General features: G+C 38.1%; 20 protein-coding genes and 1 pseudogene. 10 read left to right on the top strand and 11 right to left on the bottom strand.

Features of this window, described 5'->3' with window-relative positions; all coding sequences use genetic code 11:
• Positions 1–502, top strand: a 502-nt coding sequence (locus Q9306_RS20555) for an IS3 family transposase (protein WP_306201871.1), incomplete at its 5' end; no start/stop codon positions are given.
• 245 nt (positions 503–747) lie between these two features.
• Here Q9306_RS20555 and Q9306_RS20560 read toward each other — a convergent pair.
• Both Q9306_RS20560 and Q9306_RS20565 read right to left on the bottom strand, forming a co-directional pair.
• Positions 748–1,011: pseudogene (locus Q9306_RS20560) on the bottom strand (SdpI family protein); the annotation flags it as partial.
• A 23-nt stretch (positions 1,012–1,034) separates the two neighbouring features.
• Positions 1,035–1,298, bottom strand: a complete 264-nt coding sequence (locus Q9306_RS20565; protein WP_306201873.1) for an autorepressor SdpR family transcription factor — start codon at positions 1,296–1,298, stop codon at positions 1,035–1,037.
• A 262-nt stretch (positions 1,299–1,560) separates the two neighbouring features.
• Here Q9306_RS20565 and Q9306_RS20570 point away from each other — a divergent pair, with 262 nt between their 5' ends.
• The 5 genes from Q9306_RS20570 (at position 1,561) to Q9306_RS20590 (ending at position 8,335) form a co-directional block, all read left to right on the top strand.
• Positions 1,561–2,256 (top strand): response regulator transcription factor, encoded by a 696-nt coding sequence (locus Q9306_RS20570; protein WP_306201875.1) that lies wholly within the window; start codon positions 1,561–1,563, stop codon positions 2,254–2,256.
• A gap of 3 nt (positions 2,257–2,259) precedes the next feature.
• The gene (locus Q9306_RS20575) at positions 2,260–3,270 is read left to right on the top strand and encodes a sensor histidine kinase (RefSeq protein WP_306201877.1); all 1,011 of its coding nucleotides are present in this window, start codon (positions 2,260–2,262) and stop codon (positions 3,268–3,270) included.
• A gap of 263 nt (positions 3,271–3,533) precedes the next feature.
• Complete coding sequence (locus tag Q9306_RS20580) at positions 3,534–5,504, top strand: ABC transporter permease (RefSeq protein WP_306201880.1); 1,971 nt, start codon at positions 3,534–3,536, stop codon at positions 5,502–5,504.
• Between the two features lie 108 nt (positions 5,505–5,612).
• Entirely contained in the window at positions 5,613–6,365 is a 753-nt protein-coding gene (locus tag Q9306_RS20585; protein WP_306201882.1) for an ABC transporter ATP-binding protein, read from the top strand.
• Positions 6,362–8,335, top strand: coding sequence for an FtsX-like permease family protein (locus Q9306_RS20590; RefSeq protein WP_306201884.1), 1,974 nt, complete (start codon positions 6,362–6,364; stop codon positions 8,333–8,335). Before Q9306_RS20585 ends, Q9306_RS20590 begins: the two co-directional genes overlap by 4 nt.
• Before the next feature lie 52 nt (positions 8,336–8,387).
• Here Q9306_RS20590 and Q9306_RS20595 read toward each other — a convergent pair whose 3' ends face one another.
• The 8 genes from Q9306_RS20595 to Q9306_RS20630 form a co-directional block, all read right to left on the bottom strand.
• Positions 8,388–8,585, bottom strand: coding sequence for a YjcZ family sporulation protein (locus Q9306_RS20595; protein ID WP_306201886.1), 198 nt, complete (start codon positions 8,583–8,585; stop codon positions 8,388–8,390).
• Between the two features lie 445 nt (positions 8,586–9,030).
• Positions 9,031–9,333 (bottom strand): nucleotidyltransferase family protein, encoded by a 303-nt coding sequence (locus tag Q9306_RS20600; RefSeq protein WP_306201889.1) that lies wholly within the window; start codon positions 9,331–9,333, stop codon positions 9,031–9,033.
• A gap of 4 nt (positions 9,334–9,337) precedes the next feature.
• Entirely contained in the window at positions 9,338–10,444 is a 1,107-nt protein-coding gene (gene menC / locus Q9306_RS20605; RefSeq protein ID WP_306201891.1) for an o-succinylbenzoate synthase, read from the bottom strand.
• A complete protein-coding gene (locus Q9306_RS20610) occupies positions 10,445–11,890 on the bottom strand; it encodes an o-succinylbenzoate--CoA ligase (RefSeq protein WP_306201893.1) in 1,446 nt (481 codons plus the stop codon).
• A 675-nt stretch (positions 11,891–12,565) separates the two neighbouring features.
• Positions 12,566–13,384 (bottom strand): 1,4-dihydroxy-2-naphthoyl-CoA synthase, encoded by an 819-nt coding sequence (gene menB / locus Q9306_RS20615; RefSeq protein WP_098917898.1) that lies wholly within the window; start codon positions 13,382–13,384, stop codon positions 12,566–12,568.
• Positions 13,381–14,208, bottom strand: coding sequence for a 2-succinyl-6-hydroxy-2,4-cyclohexadiene-1-carboxylate synthase (gene menH, locus Q9306_RS20620; protein ID WP_306201896.1), 828 nt, complete (start codon positions 14,206–14,208; stop codon positions 13,381–13,383). Before menH ends, menB begins: the two co-directional genes overlap by 4 nt.
• Positions 14,205–15,959: a 2-succinyl-5-enolpyruvyl-6-hydroxy-3-cyclohexene-1-carboxylic-acid synthase gene (menD, locus tag Q9306_RS20625; RefSeq protein WP_306201899.1), complete on the bottom strand. Its 1,755-nt coding sequence runs from the start codon at positions 15,957–15,959 to the stop codon at positions 14,205–14,207. Before menD ends, menH begins: the two co-directional genes overlap by 4 nt.
• Positions 15,956–17,350 carry an isochorismate synthase gene (locus Q9306_RS20630; protein WP_306201901.1) on the bottom strand — a complete coding sequence of 465 codons (1,395 nt, stop codon included), beginning with the start codon at positions 17,348–17,350 and terminating at the stop codon, positions 15,956–15,958. The genes menD and Q9306_RS20630 overlap by 4 nt, the downstream gene beginning before the upstream one ends.
• A gap of 258 nt (positions 17,351–17,608) precedes the next feature.
• On the opposite strand from Q9306_RS20630, the gene Q9306_RS20635 reads away from it, so the two are divergent.
• Positions 17,609–18,556, top strand: a complete 948-nt coding sequence (locus tag Q9306_RS20635) for a 1,4-dihydroxy-2-naphthoate polyprenyltransferase (RefSeq protein ID WP_306201903.1) — start codon at positions 17,609–17,611, stop codon at positions 18,554–18,556.
• Positions 18,557–18,738: 182 nt separating this feature from the next.
• Positions 18,739–19,470 carry a yteA family sporulation protein gene (locus Q9306_RS20640; RefSeq protein WP_306201904.1) on the top strand — a complete coding sequence of 244 codons (732 nt, stop codon included), beginning with the start codon at positions 18,739–18,741 and terminating at the stop codon, positions 19,468–19,470.
• A gap of 45 nt (positions 19,471–19,515) precedes the next feature.
• Here Q9306_RS20640 and cspD read toward each other — a convergent pair whose 3' ends face one another.
• Complete coding sequence (cspD, locus tag Q9306_RS20645) at positions 19,516–19,716, bottom strand: cold-shock protein CspD (RefSeq protein ID WP_035432508.1); 201 nt, start codon at positions 19,714–19,716, stop codon at positions 19,516–19,518.
• 291 nt (positions 19,717–20,007) lie between these two features.
• Between cspD and Q9306_RS20650 the strand changes: the two genes are divergently transcribed.
• Positions 20,008–20,790 (top strand): TIGR00266 family protein, encoded by a 783-nt coding sequence (locus Q9306_RS20650; RefSeq protein ID WP_306201906.1) that lies wholly within the window; start codon positions 20,008–20,010, stop codon positions 20,788–20,790.
• A 245-nt stretch (positions 20,791–21,035) separates the two neighbouring features.
• Entirely contained in the window at positions 21,036–21,782 is a 747-nt protein-coding gene (locus Q9306_RS20655) for a lipase family protein (protein WP_306201907.1), read from the top strand.
• The last annotated feature ends 150 nt before the right edge of the window (positions 21,783–21,932 follow it).

A 21,932-nucleotide genomic window follows, 5' to 3' on the forward strand; every position in this document is an offset into this window, starting at 1 on the left:
ATTGAAGGTGCACTTTTTTATGGCTAAATTTTCTTCAAAAGAAAAAATACGAGCAGTAAAACGATATTTAGAGGGTACTGAAGGCGGAAAGACAATTGCTAAATCTATAGGTGTTGATTCCAGTGTATTCTATCAGTGGATTAGAAGATATGAATCTTTAGATGAAAAAGCTTTTGAACGCTTAACAGATGAGGATACACTCCTTATTCATTCAGATCAAGGTTGGCACTATCAAATGAAACAATACCATCACTCCCTCAATAAACGTGGCATTACACAGAGTATGTCCCGTAAAGGGAACTGTTACGATAACGCGGTGATCGAAAGCTTCTTTGGCATCATGAAATCAGAATTACTTTACCTAAAAGAATTTGAAAGTGTTGAACATTTTAAGCAAGAACTAGCAAAGTATATTGAATACTATAATCATAAAAGAATTAAGGCAAAACTAAAGGGCATGAGCCCGGTACAATACCGAGTCCATGCCCAAGAAGTTGCCTAATGAAATAACCTGTCTAACTTTATGGGGTCACTTCACAAATGGAAAAGTGGCTTTTTTCTTTTTGTTTTTTTATAAATTTGCTTGTTATTTAAATTAAATATAGTAAACAGATTACTAATATATAATCGACATTAATAATCACAATTTAATTATAATTATTTCAACATAATAATATATCTATATATTAGGAGAAACACTCTTTATGAATATATGCATTTTTTTAAATAAAAAAATGATTTTCCCAACTATCCTCTCATCTCTTTCTTATAAGCGAGATAAGAATACAGCATTGTGATTACCACACCAACTAAAACAACAGTCAGTATGATATATGTTCTCCAAGTAACAGGTGCAAAAATACTTCCGCACATGATCATTCCTAAAATCATAAATACTTTTCCGCTAAAACGGTGGGTTTTGCGCCATACTTCTTCATTGCTTAATGTCCATGGCGTACGAATACCGATGAAGTAGTTTGGTTTACATTGTGGTAAATAGTTGCCGATGATATGCTTCCTCACTTCCTATCCCCCTATTCTCCTTTATTCGTAAACGTAAACACCCACGTTAATAAATCTTGAAACACAGTTGTATTCAATGAATACACAACAAACTGTCCTTTTTTCTCATCTTGAATGAGCTCTGCATTTTTGAGCGCATTTAAGTGATGAGAGATACTCGGCTTTGTCATGTTGAAGTGATCGGCAATTTCTCCTGCTGTTAAATCGCCTTCTTTTAATAGGTCTAAAATTTTGCGCCTTGTTGGATCTGCTAACGCTTTAAATGCTTGATTCAATGTCTTTCTTCCTTTCACTAATTAGACATTTAGATATTTACCTAAATATTAAATTGATTTTTATATTTTGTCAATTTCATCCACTCTCTATCCTTTTAAATTTTTCGACATTTAAGCCGCTGAAATGTCTCGTCGCTCCTAAAAGGAAGGAGGTTTTTATGACGTTTTTTCAACTTGTATATATAATAAGGATTGACATAATGAAAACAAAGAAAACAAATGTTACACTATATATACACAAAGTTAGAGGAGGCATGTACGCATGTACAAGATTTTAATTGTAGAAGACGATCCAAGTATTTCATCTTTACTGCAATCCCATATTCAAAAATACGGTTATGAGGCAATTGTTGCAGATAACTTTGATGATATTATGGCTTCATTTAATCATACAAAACCACATCTTGTTTTATTAGATGTAAATTTACCGAAGTTTGATGGTTTCTACTGGTGCCGTCAAATTCGTCATGAATCCACTTGTCCAATTGTTTTCATTTCTGCTCGCGCTGGTGAAATGGAGCAAATTATGGCGATTGAAAGCGGTGCTGATGATTATATTACTAAACCGTTTCATTATGATGTTGTAATGGCGAAAATTAAAGGGCAATTACGCCGCATCTACGGTGACTATGCACCGAGTATGACCGAACGCATCGTCGAAGTGGAAGGATTAAAGCTATATCCTGAACGCCCAGAGCTTCACTATAGAAATGAGCACGTATTGCTCACAAAAAAAGAGGCCATTTTAGCAGAGATGCTTCTTTCTAAACATCCTCGCACAGCAAACAGAGAAGATTTGCTATCTGCACTTTGGGATGATGAAAGTTTTGTTGAAGAAAATACATTAAACGTAAATATTACGCGTCTTCGTAAAAAGTTCACTGAGCTTGGAATTGAAAATGCGATTGAGACTGTACGTGGCTTAGGCTATCGGTTAAATGCAACTTGGAGTGAATAGAGAATGAGGTTATTTTTACGTGATCATATTGGCTTTTTTCTTCTTTATATTTTAAACTTTGCTATTATCTTCGTTTTGTATGATACCGTTGATGGATTTAAAAACAATAAATTTTATTTTATCGTGCTAAGTATGTATTTATTCATTTGTTTTCTCGCTTATCGCTACGTTCGAAATCGCAGATTATATAAACGACTAAGTGAGCTGCCTGACAAAATAGAGGATGCGTTCATTGAGCGAGCAACTGCTCCTATGCCGCATGGCGTAAATGAGCTTGTTCGTGCACAATATCGTCTGTTTCAAAAAGACTTGCAAGCATATGAAGTAAAACAACAAGAGCATCAAATGTTTATTAACCAATGGGTACATCAAATGAAAACGCCCGTTTCTGTTATGCAGTTAATAGTGCTTGAAATGGAAGATGAGCATCTGATTCCAAAATTTAAACAAGAGCTTGAAAAGTTAAACCAAGGATTAGATATGGCATTATATATGGCACGGTTAAATAATTTCCATAAAGACTTTCATGTGGAAACTATTTCGTTAAAAGACGCAGTCACAAAAAATATAAATAGCTTAAAAGAGCTGTTTATTCGAAACGGTGTCTTTCCTGTTTTAGAAGTACCCTCTGATGTAATGGTTACTTCTGATGCCAAATGGCTAAAGTTCATTATTTATCAGTTAATGACAAATGCGGTTCGGTATTCAGGCGAGAGAGGAAAAAAAGTATTCTTATCCGCTGCTCAAAACGGGAAAGATATTATTTTAGAAGTGCGCGATGAAGGTGTCGGTATTCCGCAAGAAGATATTCGCCGTGTGTTTGAACCATTTTACACAGGAAAAAATGGACGAACATTTGGAGAGTCTACTGGTATGGGCTTATATATTGTGAGTAAAATTTGCTCTTATTTAGGTCATTCTGTCAAACTAGACTCTGAAGTTGGCAAAGGAACAAGTATCAAAATCATTTTCCATAATGCCGCCCTAAACAAAACAGATGAACATGCAGATTAACTTATATATCCAAATTAAAAAACTGACATAACAACCTGTTCTTTTTTGATGGGCGAGAGCATCTGGCCGTGCATAGAAGCGGTCAGGGCCTTTTTCTGCCACATGCGAAGTTCAAACAAAGAGAGAAAGCAAGTAGCGGTCATTTTTTGATTTGCATAGAAATAAATTTATATAGCTTTATAACAAAGTGTATGAGGAAAGGATTCCTCATACACTTTTGCAACATGTAAGATTGATTTTAAGACTGAGAGGATTAAAAAAATATGACATTTTGGCAATTTGCATTTAAGAACGTAACACGTAACTCCCGTGCTTACTTTGCCTACTTTTTAAGCAGTTCCTTTTCCATTGCAATTTTCTTTTCATTTGCCGTGTATTTATTTCATCCTCGTTTGCAAAATGCTGACACAACTTCCGGTATCGACACCTTAATGAGGATATCTGAGGCTGTTATTGTATTCTTTTCATTTTTCTTTTTACTATATTCTACCGGTACGTTTTTAAAGGTTCGAAAAAAACAATTTGGCGTGTTGACTGTTCTAGGTATATCAAAAAAGCAATTAAAGCGACTCATTTTCATTGAGAATATGTTAATTGGGCTTCTTTCTATTTTTATCGGAATTCAAGTTGGGATTGTGTTTTCACAACTTTTCTTATTAGTTACAGCAAAAATTACGCACATGCCCGGATTGTACTTATATTTTCCAAAAGGTGCAATTTTAGTGACAACAGCAACCTTTCTTGGACTGTTTATCTTCGTATCAGCTTTCACCCCTGTTTTAATTCGAACGAGAAAAGCTGTACGTCTTTTAAAAGAAGGAAAAATAAATCAAAAAGAAAAGAAACCATCTATAATCATTTCCTTGTTTGGCATTTCATGCTTACTTTCTGGGTATTCATTAGCAATATGTCCAAAGTACTTTATGTCGTTAGGTGATGTTATTGGTATCCTATATATTGTCTCTAGCATTTTTGTCATTCCAACACTTGTGGCCATAGGGACGTACTTTTTCTTTTCACAAACTAGCTTTCTGCTCATTCATTTATTGAAAAGAAGACGAAAATTTTATATGAAACGAATTAATATGCTGTGGATTTCTGACTTAGCAAACCGTATTCGTACAAATATTAATATGCTCTTTGTCGTAACAATGTTGTCCACTCTCGCCTTTACGATGATTACTTTTATTTATGGTTTTGGAAAATTTACAAAGGCGCAAATTGTGAAAGATAATCCGTTTCCATTCACTTATCTTTCTTATGATACGAATCCAATCGCTTCGCAACATATCGATTGGTTAGAAAAACAGCTAAGAAATGAGAAATTTAAATGCAACAAAATAAAAGTAGACTTATATGGTGTATCATTACAAGAAGGTCTAGATTTTCTCGATCGAGATGAAGTGTATGTATTAAAACAAAGTGATTATAATCAGTTAGCTACTGCACTACATCGTAAAGAGATTTTCTTAAAAGATGATGAAACGTATATACTACCCGGCTACTCTTATCAAGTTATGTTTGGTAAATGGGAATCACCGCACCAAAAACAGCCAATTATCCTTTCGCCAAATTCCTTAAAATTACACGTACAAGGTATTGGTAATAAAAATATGATACCTTCTGGAATTGTTTCAAATGTACTCGTCTTATCCGACAATACGGTACAATCGCTATCACAAGCTATGAAACATATGACGTTATACAATTTCCAAGTACAAAATTGGGAAAATGCACATACAATCGCAGCCACATTCATTCAAAAGCTTTCTACGGATCGCCAACAAATTCATTCTGATGAACGTTTATACGAAGCTTTTGAAGGAAGTTATCAACTCTATGAAACGAAATTGCAAAATGCTTCCTTTTTCTTTATTGGGACGTTTCTTGGTATTATCTTCTTTATCGGGGCTGGAAGCGTGCTTTACTTCCGTATGTATACAGATTTAACGAATGAACAAGACAAATATATTGCGATTACAAAGATTGGCTTAACAGAATCAGAAATGAAGCGGTCGGCTACCATTCAGCTTGCCATCTTATTTTTCGTGCCATATATAATGGCTTCCATCCATACGATGTTTGCCGCAAAAATGTGGAAAGGCGTAATCAAACTATCCTTGTTTACTGAAGTTAGTGTTGTCCTTATCATTTTTGGAACAGTTGAAATTCTCTTTTTCCTTTTAATTCGTTCATTATATATGCAAAAGTTGTCCAAGCATATTAAACTATAGAAAAATATCCAAATATAAAAATATAAAATAAGAGCCTCTGTCAATGCATAGTGACTTATATGTTAAAAAATGAAAATGAATTTATAGCATTAGAAAGGTGACTGGTATATGGAAGAAGTACTGCACGTTCAAAATGTATCGAAAGTCTATGAGGGAAAAGTCCCTCATACTGCTTTAAAAAATATTAATTTACATGTAGATAAAGGGGAATTTGTTGCGATTATGGGCCCGTCAGGAAGCGGGAAATCCACTTTATTAAATGTGATTTCGACCATTGATTCTCCTACAGCAGGAGAAGTCTTTATTAATGGAAAACAGCCTCATACATTTCGCAGCGAAAAGTTAGCGATCTTTCGTCGACAAGAATTAGGGTTTGTATTTCAAAGCTTTAATTTATTAGATACATTAACAATTGGTGAAAACATCGTTTTGCCCTTAACTTTAGATAATGTCCCGCTATCTGAAATGGACGAAAAACTAGAGACCATTTCAAGTAAGCTCGGTATTGATCATATTTTGGATAAACGAATTTTTGAAGTTTCCGGCGGCCAATCACAGCGTACAGCAGTGGCTCGCGCAGTGATTCATAAACCCTCGTTACTACTTGCCGATGAGCCAACAGGTAACTTAGATTCGAAAGCTGCAATTGATGTAATGGAGTTATTTACGAAGTTAAACAAAGAAGAACAATCAACAATTTTAACGGTGACACATGATCCATTTGCTGCTAGTTATTGCAACCGCGTCATTTTTATTAAAGACGGTGAGCTTTATAATGAACTGCACCGCGGCCTTCACCGTGAAAAGTTTTATCAAGAAATATTAGATGTATTAGCATTACTAGGAGGAAGACGTGGATGAAGTTTTGGCAGTTTGCTTTAAAGAATGTCGTTCGCAACTCAAGAGCTTACTTTGCTTATTTTTTAAGCAGTTCATTTTCTATTACGGTGTTCTTTTCATTCGCTGTGTATCGGTATCATCCACGTTTGCAAAACATAAAAAGTTTTAACGAAACAGGACCCCTTCTCACTTTAATTGGGTTTACGCAAGTGGTAATTATACTGTTTTCTTTATTCTTTTTATTGTACTCGATTGGAACATTTTTAAGAGTACGTCAAAAACAATTTGGCATTTTAACCGTTTTAGGTATTTCAAACAGACAGATGAAATGGCTTATTTTTTTAGAAAATATGATTATTGGAATTCTTGCTATTTGTTTCGGTCTTCAAGCCGGTCTTGTATTTTCTAACTTTTTCTTATTAATTACATCAAAAATTTCTGGTGTTAACGGCCTTTATTTATATTGGCCTTCAAAAGCAATTTGGACAACGATAAAGACATTTCTCATACTTTTTATTAGTGTATCGCTCTGTACACCTGCTTTAATTCGTACACGGAAAACAATCCATCTTATAAAAGGAGAAATGCGCAAAAAGAAAGAGACGTCGCCTTCTGTTGTCATTTCAATTTTTAGTTTACTGTGTTTACTTTCTGGTTATATTTTTGCAGCGTATCCAGAAAGTTATATAACAGAAAAAAATTTAACAAACGGAACCGGCTTGCTTATTATTTTATCGATTATCCCTCTCGTTACAGTCGGGACATACTTTCTATTTTCACAAGCGAGCTTTCTTTTCATTCAAATATTAAAAAAGCGACGACGCTTTTTTATGAAAAAAACGAATATGCTCTGGATATCTGACTTACCATCGAGGGTCCGACTCAATATTAATATGCTTTTTGTAGTAACAATACTATCTACAATTGCTTTTACGATTATTACACCGTTATATGCATTTAATAAATACACCAGAGCTTCTATAGAAGAAGCATTTCCTTTTCCATTTGCTTACGTATCTCATGAAGGAAATCAATTAGAAACAAAGCATATGGAAGCATTGGAAAAAGAATTACAGACAGACAAATTTACTTACCAAAAGCATAAAACAATTATTTATAAAGATAGAGCTGCTAATGAAGATATTTGGATTATAAAGCAAAGTGACTATAATAGTCTTGCTCAATTACTAGACCGTCCTCAAATTCAATTAGCAAAACAGGAAACATATATAGTTCCAAGGTATTCACCGGTACCATTAGAACTATTAACAAATCCTTTTCTTATACAAACAACGATTATGTTACAGTCTAATAAAAAAGAATTTCACATAAAAGAAATAGCTAACAAGCCAATTATACCGGAGGATGCTAATGCATACTTGATCGTACTGCAAGACCATGTCGTCGAAAATGAAATTCCACATCTCGAACCAATGACGTTTTATAATTTTCAAGTTGATGATTGGGAAAATACATTGCCGCTCACAAAGCGTATTTTGCGTATGACTACAGAAGATGAAAAGTCACATAGAAATCAGCAAAATGAGAAGGATCAGAAGGTCCTTTTTCAAATTTTCACATCTAGTGATGAATTATATTCCGACAAGCGTGAGAACATTGCAAACTTCTTTATCGGTACATTTCTTTGCATTATTTTCTTAATGGGAGCGGGAAGTGTTTTGTATTTCCGTATGTATACTGATCTTACTAGTGAAACAGAGAAATATAAGACCATTACCAAAATCGGCTTAACAAAATCCGAAATGATACGTTCGGCCACGATTCAATTAGCAATCCTATTTTTCGTTCCTTATGTGATTGCTTGTATTCATACAATATTTGCAATTAAATTTTTACAAAGTATGTTCTCTTTCTCGTTATTAAAAGAAGAACTGCGAATATTAAGTCTCTTTGGCATAATTGAAATTATTTTCTTTTTCCTGATACGCTCATTTTATATTCAAAAATTGTCACGACATATTAAACTGTGAATAAAATAGCCTTGTGCAGAGCACAAGGCTATTTTCAATAGTTTTTAACGTATTAGCAACAATAACCGCCGTAACCGTGGCCAGGACCGCCACCGTAACCACCATAACCACCGTAGCCACCACCACCACCACCACAGAAGCAGGCAGCACCAATAATGATTAATAAAATAAACAATACGATTACAAGCGCAAAGCCATTGCCGTGATGACGAAACCCGTGTCCATGATCGTGTTCACAACTTTCACCCATTCCTCTTTTCCTCCTTTATTAAAAAATCCTTCTTCTTTATCGGATCCTTTCAGTGGATTCCATTTATCCTATGTTTCGGACAGAAATAAGAAGCTTGGCCTTTTTAAAAACAGGCTTGTTTCAAATGAGGTTTTTATTATGGTTTACCGTAGCCACTGCGTTACTTATCAGTAGACCGAAATAGCTAGGATATATATATCCAAATTCAAAAAACGACATAAAACCATCTTTTTTAGATAGGCAAGAGCATCTGGCCATGCATAGAAGCGGTCAGGTCCTTTGCCTGCCACATGCGGAGTTTAAACAAAGGGAGAAAGCGAGTGGAAGCTCCTTTTTTTCTGCATAGCAGCAATCTATATGTCGGAAAATCAAAATAGATTGATATAGTAACGAAAAAGGCTCTTCCTTTCTGTACAAAGGAGAGCCTTTTTCTCTTTCAAACTCTTTATATCCGCTGTGCAAATAAACGACCTTCTCGTAAAATATGGCGCTTCAATTCGCCACTAGGCAATGTATTTAAATGTACCACATCTACTTTTGTAACTCCGCCTAGCTCTTCCATTAATTGAAACCAAAGCCATTGAAAAGCACTTACTGAAATATGAGTTGTCTCAATCGCTATATCATAATCTGAAGAAAGCGTTGCTTCTTTTCTTGCATGAGATCCGAAAATGTACGCCACTTTTACAAATGGTGTTTCTAGTAAACGATTTTGTATATGACGCAGCACCTGTTCATGCTTTTGCATCTGTTCACCTCTCACATACAATGCATTGTTTCGTAATCTCTTCTAGTCTTGCCCGGTTTATATCATAGCCAAACCCAGCTTGCTCAGGAACGACAATTTTTCCGTTTTGTAATGTTACTTCCGGCAAGATAATATCTTGCTTCCAATGCCTGCTAGAAGCGGAAATATCACCGGGAATTGTAAAGTTTGGAAGCGATGCGAGTGCAATATTTTGCGCTCTGGAAATCCCCATTTCTACCATACCTCCGCACCAAACGGGAATACGATGTTGCTGACAATAATCATGAATACGAATAGATTCTGTTAATCCACCAACTCGTCCAGGTTTAATGTTGATGATGCGGCAGCTCCCCAGTAATATCGCCACCCTTGCATCCTCTAAACAATGAATGCTTTCATCTAGGCAAATAGACGTTTCCATTTGCTGCTGTAAACGGGCATGATCAAGAAAATCGTTATCTGCTAAAGGCTGTTCAATCATCATTAAATCGAATTCGTCCAACCTTTGTAACTGCTTTATATCCGCCAATGTATAAGCGGAATTGGCATCTGCCATCAATGGAATCACCGGAAACGCTCCGCGAATTTCGTGAAGCAAAGCATAGTCATTGTCTGGTTTAATTTTCACTTTAAAACGTTTATACCCTTCTTCAGCGTACGTTTCAATTCGTTTTAACATATTAGGAATTGTATCAAGACCAATCACGACACCGACTTCAATTTCCTGTTTTACACCGCCAAGCATCGCGGCAAGCGATTGATTCTCACGCTTTGCATACAAATCCCATAATGCGCCTTCAATGCCTGCTTTCGCCATATTGTTGCGCTTTATATGCTGAAAAAGAGACATCACATCAGAAGGATGAGAAAGCTTCTGCTCAAATAGCACTGGCAACAAAAAGTCTTGCAGCATATGAAACGCTGTTACGACTGTTTCTTCTGTATACCACGGTTCTGAAAAAGCAACGACTTCACCAAAGCCGTTTCGCCCTTCTTCATCTATTAATTCAATTACAATACTTTCGCGCTTTTCATACGTCCCATAACTTGCTGCAAACGGAATAACGAGCGGCATTTCTGTTACATAAAGGATTGCCTTTTTTATATGCATTTACATTTCCTCCAGCAGCTGCCGCAGTTCACGGCGCAGTAATTTCTTGGAAGCACCCCGCGGCAGATCAGAAAGAAAATGAACCGCTTGTGGCACTTTATACCGTGCAAGTTTCTCCGCGCAAAAAGCAAGCAATTCCTCTACTGTTACATCTTCTGCTTTCACAACATAAGCGACAGGAACTTGTCCCCATCTCTCATCACTCACTCCAACAACTCCCGCTTCTAAAACAGCAGGATGCATAAGCAAGACTTCCTCAATTTGCGCTGGGTATATATTCTCTCCGCCGGAAATAATTAAATCACTGCGGCGATCTAGCACGTAAAGAAAACCATCTTCGTCTAAGTAGCCGATGTCTCCTGTATGTAACCAACCGTCTTCAATACTCGCTCTCGTCGCCTCTTCACGCTTAAAATAACCACTCGTTACATTTGGCCCCTTCACAACAATTTCCCCGGCAGTTCCTACACTCGCTTCCTTTCCATCTTGCTCAATACGAATTTGACATGGAAATAACGATTTTCCAGCTGAGCCAACTTTCGTTAACATATAATCAGCAGCCAATGTACAAATTTGCGAAGACGTTTCAGTCATACCGTACGTTTGATACACGGGAATCCCTTTTGCAACGCACGTTTCTAAAAGCGGCCTTGGAGCTGGCCCACCGCCAAGCAATACGCAGCGAAGAGACGGTGGATATGTATCTTCTTGCAGACGTTCTAATAAATCTGTCAGCATTTTAGATACGACAGAAATCATCGTTACACCTCTCGTTTGCAGCGCTTCATGAATAAAATCCGAATCATACTTCGGAACAAGCAGCACCCTCATACCATACATAATATTCTTCATTAAAAGCGATAACCCGCCCACATGGAAAAATGGTAAACACGCTAACCAACAATCATCATCACGAAGCCCTAAATTTAACGAAGAACCAACCGCACTCCACCAATGGTTTCCGTACGTAAGCAACACACCTTTTGGTTTCCCTGTCGTACCTGACGTATAAATAATCGTCATCGTCTCTTCTAAAACAAACTCATTTTGCACAGTTAGCTGTTCTTTCGGCAATGCTACAAGCTCCGCAAATAAGTATACGGGCACTTGCGCTCCCTCAAACTCTTCATCCGTAAGCAAACAAGACACCTCAGCGTCTTCCATTTGCCAAAGTAGCTCTTCTCTTGAAAGACGTGTATTTAGCAAAACAGCGACTGCCCCTATATAAGAAAGAGCATGAATCGCGATCACCATCTCCATACTATTTTTCATCAGAACAGCCACTTTTGTTCCCTTTTTCACTTGTAAATAAGCAAGATGCTCACAAAGTAAAAGCACCTCTTCATGAAGCTGTAAAAACGTATACGTACTTTCCTTCGTTTCAATTGCGATGCGCTCTGGCGTTAAAAAAGCACGTTGCATAAGCCAATTCGGCATTGTTTCCATACTATATTCTCCTTTCACAAAATAGAAAACTAACATACCTTTTTAATTAATTCTTTCCCTATATAAGTTGAAAGACAACATAAAAAACCCCCTCTTTTTTAGACGGGCGAGAGCATCTGCCACATGCAAAGTTTAAAACAAAAGGAGCAGGAACGTGTAGGTCACTTTTATTCTGCATATCCGCAACTTACATATTTGAAAATCAAATGAGTTTATATAACTAAGTTTACGTTAATTCCATCTTATCTCTCTCTTGCGCTTATATCAAATCGTAACTATGTACAAGTGAAAAACACCCTCTCTTTTCGCGAAGCCAGAGCATCCAACTATGCACAGTAGCATCAAAACTACGAATATTGTCGAAAAAAGTAAAATTTTCAGTTTTTTTGTTGCCAACTTAAAATTTTACTGTTATTATAATAATAATCATATGAATGTTGGAACTATTGCCTTTATAAAAATCTGAATTTTCAGACCTTATACCAGCATTGTGTGATTGCGTGTTCCCTCTCCTTTTTCATTTTATACCCTGCGAAAAGAACCTTTTTTAAGGTTCTTTTTGTAGCACATTTTATCAACGTACAGCACCTGTCACACACAATAAAAGAGACTTGATAAAATTTCATCAAGTCTCTTTTTTCCCTTTTATCCTACCAAGCTACGCCTCCGCTTTTATCACGGGAATCTAGGGAATTGTCCAAAGTCCGGACTACGTTTTTCTTTAAACGCATCGCGGCCTTCTTTTGCTTCGTCTGTTGTGTAGTATAATAGCGTTGCATCGCCAGCTAGTTGCTGAATACCTGCAAGGCCATCTGTGTCTGCATTAAATGCAGCTTTTAAGAAGCGAAGTGCCATTGGGCTGTTTGCTAAAATTTCTTCTGCCCATTTCACAGTTTCTTCTTCTAACTGTTCTAATGGTACAACTGTGTTAATTAAGCCCATATCAAGCGCTTCTTGTGCGTTGTATTGACGGCATAGGTACCAAATTTCGCGCGCTTTCTTATGACCAACCATACGAGCTAAATAACCAGCGCCGTATCCGCCGTCAAAGCTTCCTACTTTTGGACCTGTTTGGCCAAATACTGCGTTATCCGCTGCGATTGTTAAATCACATACGATGTGAAGTACATGTCCGCCGCCAATTGCATAACCTGCTACCATTGCGATAACTGGTTTTGGAATTGCGCGAATTAAGCGTTGTAAGTCTAATACGTTTAGACGTGGGATTTGATCGTCACCAACGTATCCGCCATGACCGCGAACTTTTTGGTCACCGCCAGAACAGAACGCACGGCCACCTTCACCTGTTAAAATGATAACGCCAACATTCTGATCATCGCGTGCATGTGCAAACGCATCGATTAACTCCATTACCGTTTTTGGACGGAATGCATTATGTACTTCAGGACGGTTAATCGAAATCTTTGCGATTCCATTGTATGTGGAGTAAATAATATCTTCGTAATTGCCTTCTTTTACCCATTCAATCGTCATGTATTTCTACCTCCTTTTATGTTTTGCAAAAAGCCCCTTACTATTGTATCAAACTTTTGCGGTTGTTCCACATGAATTGCATGGCCAGCGCTAATAATTTGTACAAATTCAGCATGAGGAATCTGATTTTTCATCTTTGTTAAGATGTGAAAGAACTTTTCATCATATTCTCCGCTCATAAGTAAGACCGGCATTTGCAAGTGTTCTAGTTCATTCCACCAAGATGGCTGCGCTCCTGTTCCCATACCTCGCAAGCTATTCGCAAGCCCCCTGGGATGATTCGCCAACCTTTCTTCACGTACACGAGCTTGTACATGAAGAGGTAATTTTTTTTGCGTAGCAAAGAGCGGAATGTTTTCCCACTTTTCAACAAAAGCAGCAACGCCATCTCGTTCAATCTTATCTGCAAGCTGTTCATCCTTTTGTCTGCGCTCTTTACGTTCCTCTTCTGTTATCAGTCCTGCTGTACAGTTTTCTAATAAAAGAGACGAGATACGCTTTGGATATAAGCAAGCAAGCGTAAGAGCAAGGCGCCCTCCCATAGAATACCCTAACAGATGCACTTTCTCAATTTGTAAATGATCAAGCACCGCAATGAGGTGCGCAGCTACCGTTTCTATATAGTAGTGCTGGACTTCTTCTGAGTTTTCTGTTTCACCATGTCCGATCAGATCAACCAAAATGACTTGAAACTGCTCGCTCCACGCCGGAACAAACGAACGCCACGTTTCCATACTACCAGTGAAGCCATGAAGAACAAGAAGCGGCTCGCCGCTTCCGATCACTTCATATTCGTAAGAAATACCATGCACGTTCACTTTCATTTCTCTTCACCTTGCAGTGCCCTTGAAACAACTGTTGCTGCTCTTGCCATCATATCACGATGAAGCTGCAAGTTTTCTTCGCGGTCCGTTTTTATTTCAATGACATGCAGACCATCTTCTCTCGTTCCTTGTTCCACTTCATGACGAAACGCTTCCCACGTATGTACACGCTGGAATGAACCACTATACATCTTCACGACATGTTCATAATCAAGCCCGAGCGGCGTGCCAAATAGCGCTTCAAAATGTTCTTTTTGTTCATACTGTGGTAAAAATGAGAAAATACCGCCGCCATCATTGTTTACAACAACAATCGTCGCATGTAAATCGTGCAGCTTTGCCGCTAGCAATCCGTTTAAATCATGGTAAAATGATAAATCTCCCACAACTAATACGAGCGGCTTGCGAGCTACACTTACGCCAAGCGCTGTCGAAATAATGCCGTCAATACCGTTTACACCGCGATTAGCTAATACTTCAATATTCTTCTCATTTGTGAAGAAAAACGTATCTGTATCACGAATCGGCATACTGTTACTTACAAATAAAGTTGCATCTTCCGGCAAAACATCTACAAGTTCTGTAATTACTTTTCCTTCAAATGCATGTTCATACGATTCAATTTCAGTAAGCTTCTCTTTTACTGTAGCATTCATCTGTTGCCACATATGAAGCCAATCGTAGTTGTTTTTCTGCTCGGCACCCTCTGCAAGCTGCTCACAAAACGTCGCATCATTTGCATACACAACTTCTGTGGACGTAAGCATCGGATCTCGCCAGTTTCCGGATTCGTCAACGACAATATGCAATGCTTCTGTTTGCTTTTTCAAATATTGCGTAAGTGCTTTGGAAACTGGCATACCGCCAAAGCGAATAATCACATCTGGTTTCCAGTTATCACGAAGTTGCTCATTTCGTAAAAAAGTGTCATAGCAATCGATAATGGTCTCTTTATCATGGAGACCGCTACGAAGACCAGAAAGCGGATCTGCTATAATCGGATAACCGTATACTTTAGAAAAAGCCACGACAGCTTCTGCAATATTCGGATGACTATCATCTCCACATACAATAAGCCCCTTTTCCATATGCGAAAGGCGCTCTCGTAAAGATGCTGCATATTCATCCGTCACTGCTATGGTCCCTTGATGAACGGTTGCCCCGTATTCTCCGCGGCCTTTTTCCCATAATTCCTCTAAAGAAAAGTCGGGAATTAACGGCTCACGAAGCGGAAAGTTGAGATGAACAGGTCCTTTTGGCGTTTGCAACGCCTCTGCTACTGCTCGACCAGCTGTCATCCGCGCATACCGATACATTGGTTCTGCTGCTTCTGGAAGTGCCATTTCTATAAATTGTTTCACAAACGAACCGAACAAATGAAATTGATTCATCGCTTGAGGCGCACCAATATCTCGCAATTCATGCGGACGATCCGCCGTCAACACAAGAAGCGGCACCCGCGAATGAAATGCTTCGCATATAGCGGGATAATAGTTTGCTGCCGCTGTTCCTGACGTACATAACAAGGCAACAGGGCGTTTTTTTGCCTTGGCAATGCCAAGCGCAAAAAAGGCCGCTGATCTTTCATCTACGTGTAAATATGTGTGAATTTGTTCATGCTGCGCCATTAATAAGGCAAGCGGTGTTGACCTCGAACCCGGGCTAATGACAACATCCTCTACATGCAGACGCGTCAATTCATCAACAAACGCGCCTAAGTAATACGATAATGCTTCTATATGATCGCTCATCTAGATAGTCCCTCCAAAGCAGAAAGCATCGGCTTAAATTTCAATCTTGTTTCTTCATACTCTAAATGCGGCTTCGAATCGATGACAATACCGCAACCGGAAAATAATGAAACATGTTTGCCAGTCAATAATCCGCAGCGAAGCGCTACCGCAAACTCACCGTTTCCTTGCTCATCAATCCAGCCAATTGGCCCTCCGTATAAACCGCGGTCTAATAGCTCTACTTCACGAATCAGTTTTAGTGCTTCTTCTCGCGGCGTCCCTCCAAGAGCTGGTGTTGGGTGAAGCTCTTCAATCATTGATAACAAATCACCATTTCCCTTTGCCTCTACTGATGTATATAAATGAAGTAAATTTTTCGTTTTCAATAAACTTGGTTCATATGGAATATCAACTGTTTCACAATGCTTTGTTAACACACTGCGAATCATGCTTACTACATAACTATGCTCTGCTAAATTTTTCTTATCGTGCAAAAGTTCATATCCATTCTCTTTCGTTTCCTCTTCTGAAGCACCTCGTCCAATCGAACCGGCAAGACACATAGATGTATATATTTCTCCCTCTTTACGAAGAAGCCGCTCTGGCGTTGCTCCTAAGAAGCACGTTCCTTTATAATCAAACGCAAATACATAACAATCCGGTTGTCCAATGCGAAGTGCTGCCAAAACAGAAGTCGAATCCACATCTTTATCCATAACAAGTTGCATTTCACGAGCTAACACAACTTTTTGAACAGCTCCTCGCTTCATTTCTTCCTGCACTTGTTCAATTGCTTGTAGCCATTTCTCCGGTTCTACCTCTACTTTTGAAAGAATGGTTACATTTTCTTCTGCGAAGGAATGCTTGCTTTGCTGTAACAATTGCTTCTCGGCACTTTGCAATTCCTCGTAAATCTTTTCCGCACAATCATCTCCAGATACGAAACGGTTTACTGTTAACCAAGATTTTCCATTCTTTACCGTTAATAAAAAAGCTGGTAATTGCAGCGTTGTGTCGTCAAATGCCTTCCACAAATCTGTTCTTTCCTTTTGCGGATCAAAAGAAAAACCACCAAACAGAAGCGGTCCTGTTCCAAATTCATAAGCACCGCGGTGAATTACCGCTTCTCCTTTCACCTTTGCCCACTCTTCACGAGCGTTTTGAAAGCGCTTTTTAGAAGAATTTGCTATAGTAAAAGCAGAGCCTACTCCAGCGAAAATAACATGCTGCGCTGGGTCTGCAAAGTAACATCTATCTCTATATCCAAATTGTGTTCCTGCTGCATAAAAAAGGAGTGGATCGATCCATTCCACTTGCTTTACAAAACTAACGAGTACTTGCCCTTCAGCTGCGCACTGAATTGCAGTCAGAATCACATCTTTTACATCATGTTGTTTCGTTTGAATCACAGAATCTCCCCCCTATGGGCGAAAAATAGTCATAAATACGCTTGATTTTAAGATACACCTCAAATGAAAGGTGTGTCAATGTTTAGCATTTCTGAGAAAATCCGAGCACATTCCTAGAAAATAAACGTTGACACTATATGAGACTTTTCCTACACTTAATTGTGTACTTTTTGTGTATTTTTTGTGTATGTTTCCCGCTCTAATGGGCAATAAGAACTCATTTTTACTTTATATAACAAACATATAGGAGGATTTCATATGGAAGCAAAAGTTGAGACAAATTCCTCTTCCATGCAGCCAAGTAAACAAACAGGCTGGCGTATTTGGTGGAGCTTATTACGTCCTCATACATTAACAGCAGCTTTTGTGCCTGTTTTTATTGGAACAACTTATGCGATGCAAGTTGAAGGTATGAACAAAATAAATGTACCTCTTTTTCTTATCATGCTTCTTGCTTGCCTTCTCATACAAGCAGCAACAAACATGTTTAATGAATACTTTGATTACAAAAGAGGACTCGATCATGAAGGATCTGTTGGGATTGGCGGTGCAATCGTTCGCGATGGCATTCGGCCGAAAACAGTATTGAACTTAGCGTTCGGATTCTTTGGCATTGCAATTTTATTAGGAGTTTACATTTGCATAAACTCTAGTTGGTGGCTCGCAGCCATTGGTCTTATCTGTATGGCCGTTGCCTATTTATATACTGGCGGTCCACTTCCAATTGCTTATACACCTTTTGGCGAATTAACAGCCGGGTTATTTATGGGTGTTATTATTATTGGAATTTCATTCTTTATTCAAACTGGAATCGTAACATCAGAAATTGTATTACTGTCCATTCCAAATGCAATTTTAATCGGAGCCATTCTACTTGCAAATAATATTCGCGATTTAGATGGTGACAAAGAAAACGGTAGAAAAACATTAGCTATTCTAGTTGGACGAAACAATGCAATCAGCGTATTAGCATCTATGTTTATCATTTCTTATATATGGACGATTGCTCTTATTCTTGTCGGTATTGCCTCACCGTGGATGCTTGTAGTCTTTTTAAGCGTTCCAAAGGCGTTTAAAGCAACGAAAGGTTTTATCGGAAAGAGCATTCCAATGGAAATGGCACCTGCAATGATTGCCACAGCAAAAACGAATACAATATTTGGATTTTTAATGGGAATTGGGTTATTACTTGGATATTTCCTATGAGAAAAGCGCAAGTGTGGAGGCACTTGCGTTTTTTTATTGCATGCTCAATCATATGTTGCGGAAGGGTTATACTGTGTCAAAAAGTCTTTATATGACACAAAAGCGCCGTTATATTAACGTAATAATTCCCGCAATTGGGCTCATACTACTTAAAGAAACCGAATTGTAGGAAGGTGGATTTTATGTTAACTCCACAACAAATGGACCATTTTCAATCTGTACTACAAAAGCAAAAGCAAGAACTGGAGCAAACGCTGCAAAATCATGAAAATTCGGGACAAGCTTCTGAACGCGATGCAGTTGGTGAACTCTCAGCGTACGATAATCATCCCGGGGATATGGGAACAGAATTGTATGAACGCGAAAAAGATTTAGGCTTGGTAGAATTTTGGCATAAACAACTTACAGACGTAAAACATGCTCTGGAAAAAATAGAAGCTGGAACATATGGGATTTGTGAAGTATCAGGTGAACCTATTCCTCTTGAACGTCTAGAAGCCATGCCGACCGCTACCACTTGTATCGAACACACACATAATAAGCTAATCCTAGGCGCGCGTCCAATTGAGGAAGAACTTATTGAACCGCCTTTTGGTAAATATGATATGGATAGTGCTGTTGGATATGACGCCGAAGATGCTTGGCAAGATGTTGCTTTATACGGAACCTCAGAAACTCCTGCTGATTTAGAGCGCCGCGACTCTAAAAATTTTAATGAAATGTATGTAGATGCAGAAGAACCACGCGGGTATGTTGAGGATTTTGAAAACTTTATCGGAACAGATATATACGGAAAAAACGTACAAGTATATGCTACAGAACAACATGAAGAATATGAACAAATGCTAGATGACTACGAGGCAAGAACATTCAAAGGCGAACTTTCCTCAGATGAGTCTAGTTCAAGGCCATAAAAAAAAGAAACATTCCTTATTCAGGAATGTTTCTTTTTGCCATCATTACTTTTTAGTAACGTTAGCAGCTTGAGGTCCACGGTTACCTTCAACGATTTCGAAAGAAACTTCTTGACCTTCTTCTAAAGTTTTGAAGCCTTCGCCTTGAATTGCAGAGAAATGTACGAATACATCTTCGCCACCTTCAACTTCGATGAAACCGAAACCTTTTTCGCCGTTAAACCATTTTACTTTTCCTGTTTGCATTGCATGTACCTCCTAAAATAAAAAAAGAAATCTATCTATTGGAAACTACATACAAAGGTCGAGATAAACATCATGATTTTCTCACAAGCTAATGCTTTGAAACGAACACGCTTTATTTCCGTACCACATTATGCAGCTCAATAGTTCTTTTACTATATCATGCCCGAAATAAAACGTCAAACAAAACAGAAATATCTCGTTTGAAAATTTACAAAACTTATATTTTCTATTTCGCAATGTTTCGGTACAATATAGATGTATTACTACATATTTATTATTTGAGGTGAAACGATGAAAGCACATGAAATCGAATACAAATTATATGGCGATGACATGCAATTTGTTGAAATTGAATTAGACCCAGAGGAGAGTGTAGTTGCTGAAGCCGGCGCTATGATGATGATGGAAGACAATATTGAAATGGAAACCGTATTTGGTGACGGTTCTGCCCAAACTGGTGGATTTTTTGGTAAGCTTGTCGGTGCTGGAAAACGCCTTGTGACAGGTGAGAGCATGTTTATGACGGTATTTACAAATACAGGATACGAAAAACGTCACGTCTCATTTGCAGCTCCGTACCCTGGGAAAATAATTCCTGTTGATTTAACGCAATATCAAGGAAAAGTAATCTGCCAAAAAGATTCTTTCCTATGCGCTGCAAAAGGTGTTTCTGTCGGTATTGAATTTACAAAAAAACTTGGTAGCGGCTTCTTCGGCGGTGAAGGATTTATTATGCAAAAGCTTGAAGGTGACGGCCTTGCGTTCATGCATGCTGGTGGAACAGTTTATCAACGTGATTTAAAACCAGGAGAAAAGTTACGAATTGATACAGGTTGCCTTGTTGCTATGACAAAAGATGTTGACTATGATATTCAATTTGTTGGGAATGTAAAAAGCGCAATCTTCGGCGGCGAAGGTCTATTCTTCGCAACACTACAAGGACCTGGAACCGTTTGGGTTCAATCCTTAACATTAAGTCGCTTAGCACAGCGCATCATTGGACCAGGAGCAAAAACTTCTGGTGAAGGCAGCATTCTTGGCGGGATCGGCCGCATGATTGATGGAAGCGAATAATCTTGTAAAAGAATGAAACATACATCCTCCTCATATGTTTATATAAATCCATTTTGATTTTTCAACATTAAGTGACTTGCACTCGCTTTCTCTTTTTGTTTTTGTATGGCATGTGGCAAGAAGAGGATCTGACCGCTCTATGCACGGCCAGATCCTCTCGCCCATCTAAAAAGAAAAGGGTTTTTATGTCGCTTTTTCAATTGGTATTTATATAAATTATATTTCATCATGAGGAGGATTTTTCTATGCCAACTTCCGTATCCTTTCATAAGGATACCGCTGTATTGTTAGCTACATGCTGTGAATTAACATATGAGCAATATAACCAAAATGGCATTTTCACTATTCCGAAAGGCTTCCGGTATGTACAAGGCTTTCAAGCAACCGCTATTCAAATGACAGAATGGTTTGGATTCATTTTAGAGTCAGACGAACAAATTATAGTAGCCTTTCGCGGGACACAATCAGATCGTGATTGGATTGCTGATTCTATTGTCCAACAAAAACCGTACCCATTTACTGCAAATAGCGGGAATGTTCATAGTGGTTTTCTTTCTATTTATGAATCATGCCGAGATACAATTATGGACACCCTCGTTTCCTTATCTTCCTCGAAAGCTCTTTTCGTTACGGGACATAGTTTAGGAGGAGCACTTGCTACTTTGCATATACTAGATGCTCGTGTAAACACTTCATTCCCGCATTACACACTCTACAATTTCGGCTCTCCAAAAGTCGGTGATATCGCCTTTCGAAATTATTATAAAATGCAAGTTGCCAATAGCTTTCGTTTCGTAAATTTATTTGATGTCGTTCCGCTTCTCCCTCCTCGTAAAGTACAATTTGAGGAAAATGAATGGGAATATTCCCATACCCATCGAAGCATGACATTTACAAAAAATATGCATTCTTTTATCAAAAACCATCACATTACAACATATAAAACGGCAATTTCTTCTCATTTCCAAAGGGATACATTGGAAGAATTGTAGTAATCTTTTATACTTATTTACGGTGGACACGGTATATTATATACAGCGTTCTATTCCATTTCTGTGGTAAAGTAAAACGACTTGGAATATTCCAAGTCGTTTCTTTCGTGTTGAACAACGTCGAAGAGTTTTTACATTGTGTCGAATCGC

This window comes from Bacillus multifaciens (genome assembly GCF_030756675.1).
In the GTDB taxonomy this organism is placed as follows: domain Bacteria; phylum Bacillota; class Bacilli; order Bacillales; family Bacillaceae_G; genus Bacillus_A; species Bacillus_A multifaciens.

Excerpts from the sequence above, each read along its gene's own strand:
- Q9306_RS20635 (WP_306201903.1), top strand. The coding sequence starts at position 17,609 with ATGGAAGCAAAAGTTGAGACAAATTCCTCTTCCATGCAGCCAAGTAAA.
- Q9306_RS20650 (WP_306201906.1), top strand. The coding sequence starts at position 20,008 with ATGAAAGCACATGAAATCGAATACAAATTATATGGCGATGACATGCAA.
- menC (WP_306201891.1), bottom strand. The coding sequence starts at position 10,444 with ATGCATATAAAAAAGGCAATCCTTTATGTAACAGAAATGCCGCTCGTT.
- Q9306_RS20575 (WP_306201877.1), top strand. The coding sequence starts at position 2,260 with ATGAGGTTATTTTTACGTGATCATATTGGCTTTTTTCTTCTTTATATT.
- Q9306_RS20610 (WP_306201893.1), bottom strand. The coding sequence starts at position 11,890 with ATGGAAACAATGCCGAATTGGCTTATGCAACGTGCTTTTTTAACGCCA.
- menB (WP_098917898.1), bottom strand. The coding sequence starts at position 13,384 with ATGACGATTGAATGGGTAAAAGAAGGCAATTACGAAGATATTATTTAC.
- cspD (WP_035432508.1), bottom strand. The coding sequence starts at position 19,716 with ATGCAAACAGGAAAAGTAAAATGGTTTAACGGCGAAAAAGGTTTCGGT.
- menH (WP_306201896.1), bottom strand. The coding sequence starts at position 14,208 with ATGAAAGTGAACGTGCATGGTATTTCTTACGAATATGAAGTGATCGGA.
- Q9306_RS20640 (WP_306201904.1), top strand. The coding sequence starts at position 18,739 with ATGTTAACTCCACAACAAATGGACCATTTTCAATCTGTACTACAAAAG.
- Q9306_RS20590 (WP_306201884.1), top strand. The coding sequence starts at position 6,362 with ATGAAGTTTTGGCAGTTTGCTTTAAAGAATGTCGTTCGCAACTCAAGA.
- Q9306_RS20585 (WP_306201882.1), top strand. The coding sequence starts at position 5,613 with ATGGAAGAAGTACTGCACGTTCAAAATGTATCGAAAGTCTATGAGGGA.
- Q9306_RS20600 (WP_306201889.1), bottom strand. The coding sequence starts at position 9,333 with ATGCAAAAGCATGAACAGGTGCTGCGTCATATACAAAATCGTTTACTA.
- Q9306_RS20580 (WP_306201880.1), top strand. The coding sequence starts at position 3,534 with ATGACATTTTGGCAATTTGCATTTAAGAACGTAACACGTAACTCCCGT.
- Q9306_RS20655 (WP_306201907.1), top strand. The coding sequence starts at position 21,036 with ATGCCAACTTCCGTATCCTTTCATAAGGATACCGCTGTATTGTTAGCT.
- Q9306_RS20570 (WP_306201875.1), top strand. The coding sequence starts at position 1,561 with ATGTACAAGATTTTAATTGTAGAAGACGATCCAAGTATTTCATCTTTA.
- menD (WP_306201899.1), bottom strand. The coding sequence starts at position 15,959 with ATGAGCGATCATATAGAAGCATTATCGTATTACTTAGGCGCGTTTGTT.
- Q9306_RS20595 (WP_306201886.1), bottom strand. The coding sequence starts at position 8,585 with ATGGGTGAAAGTTGTGAACACGATCATGGACACGGGTTTCGTCATCAC.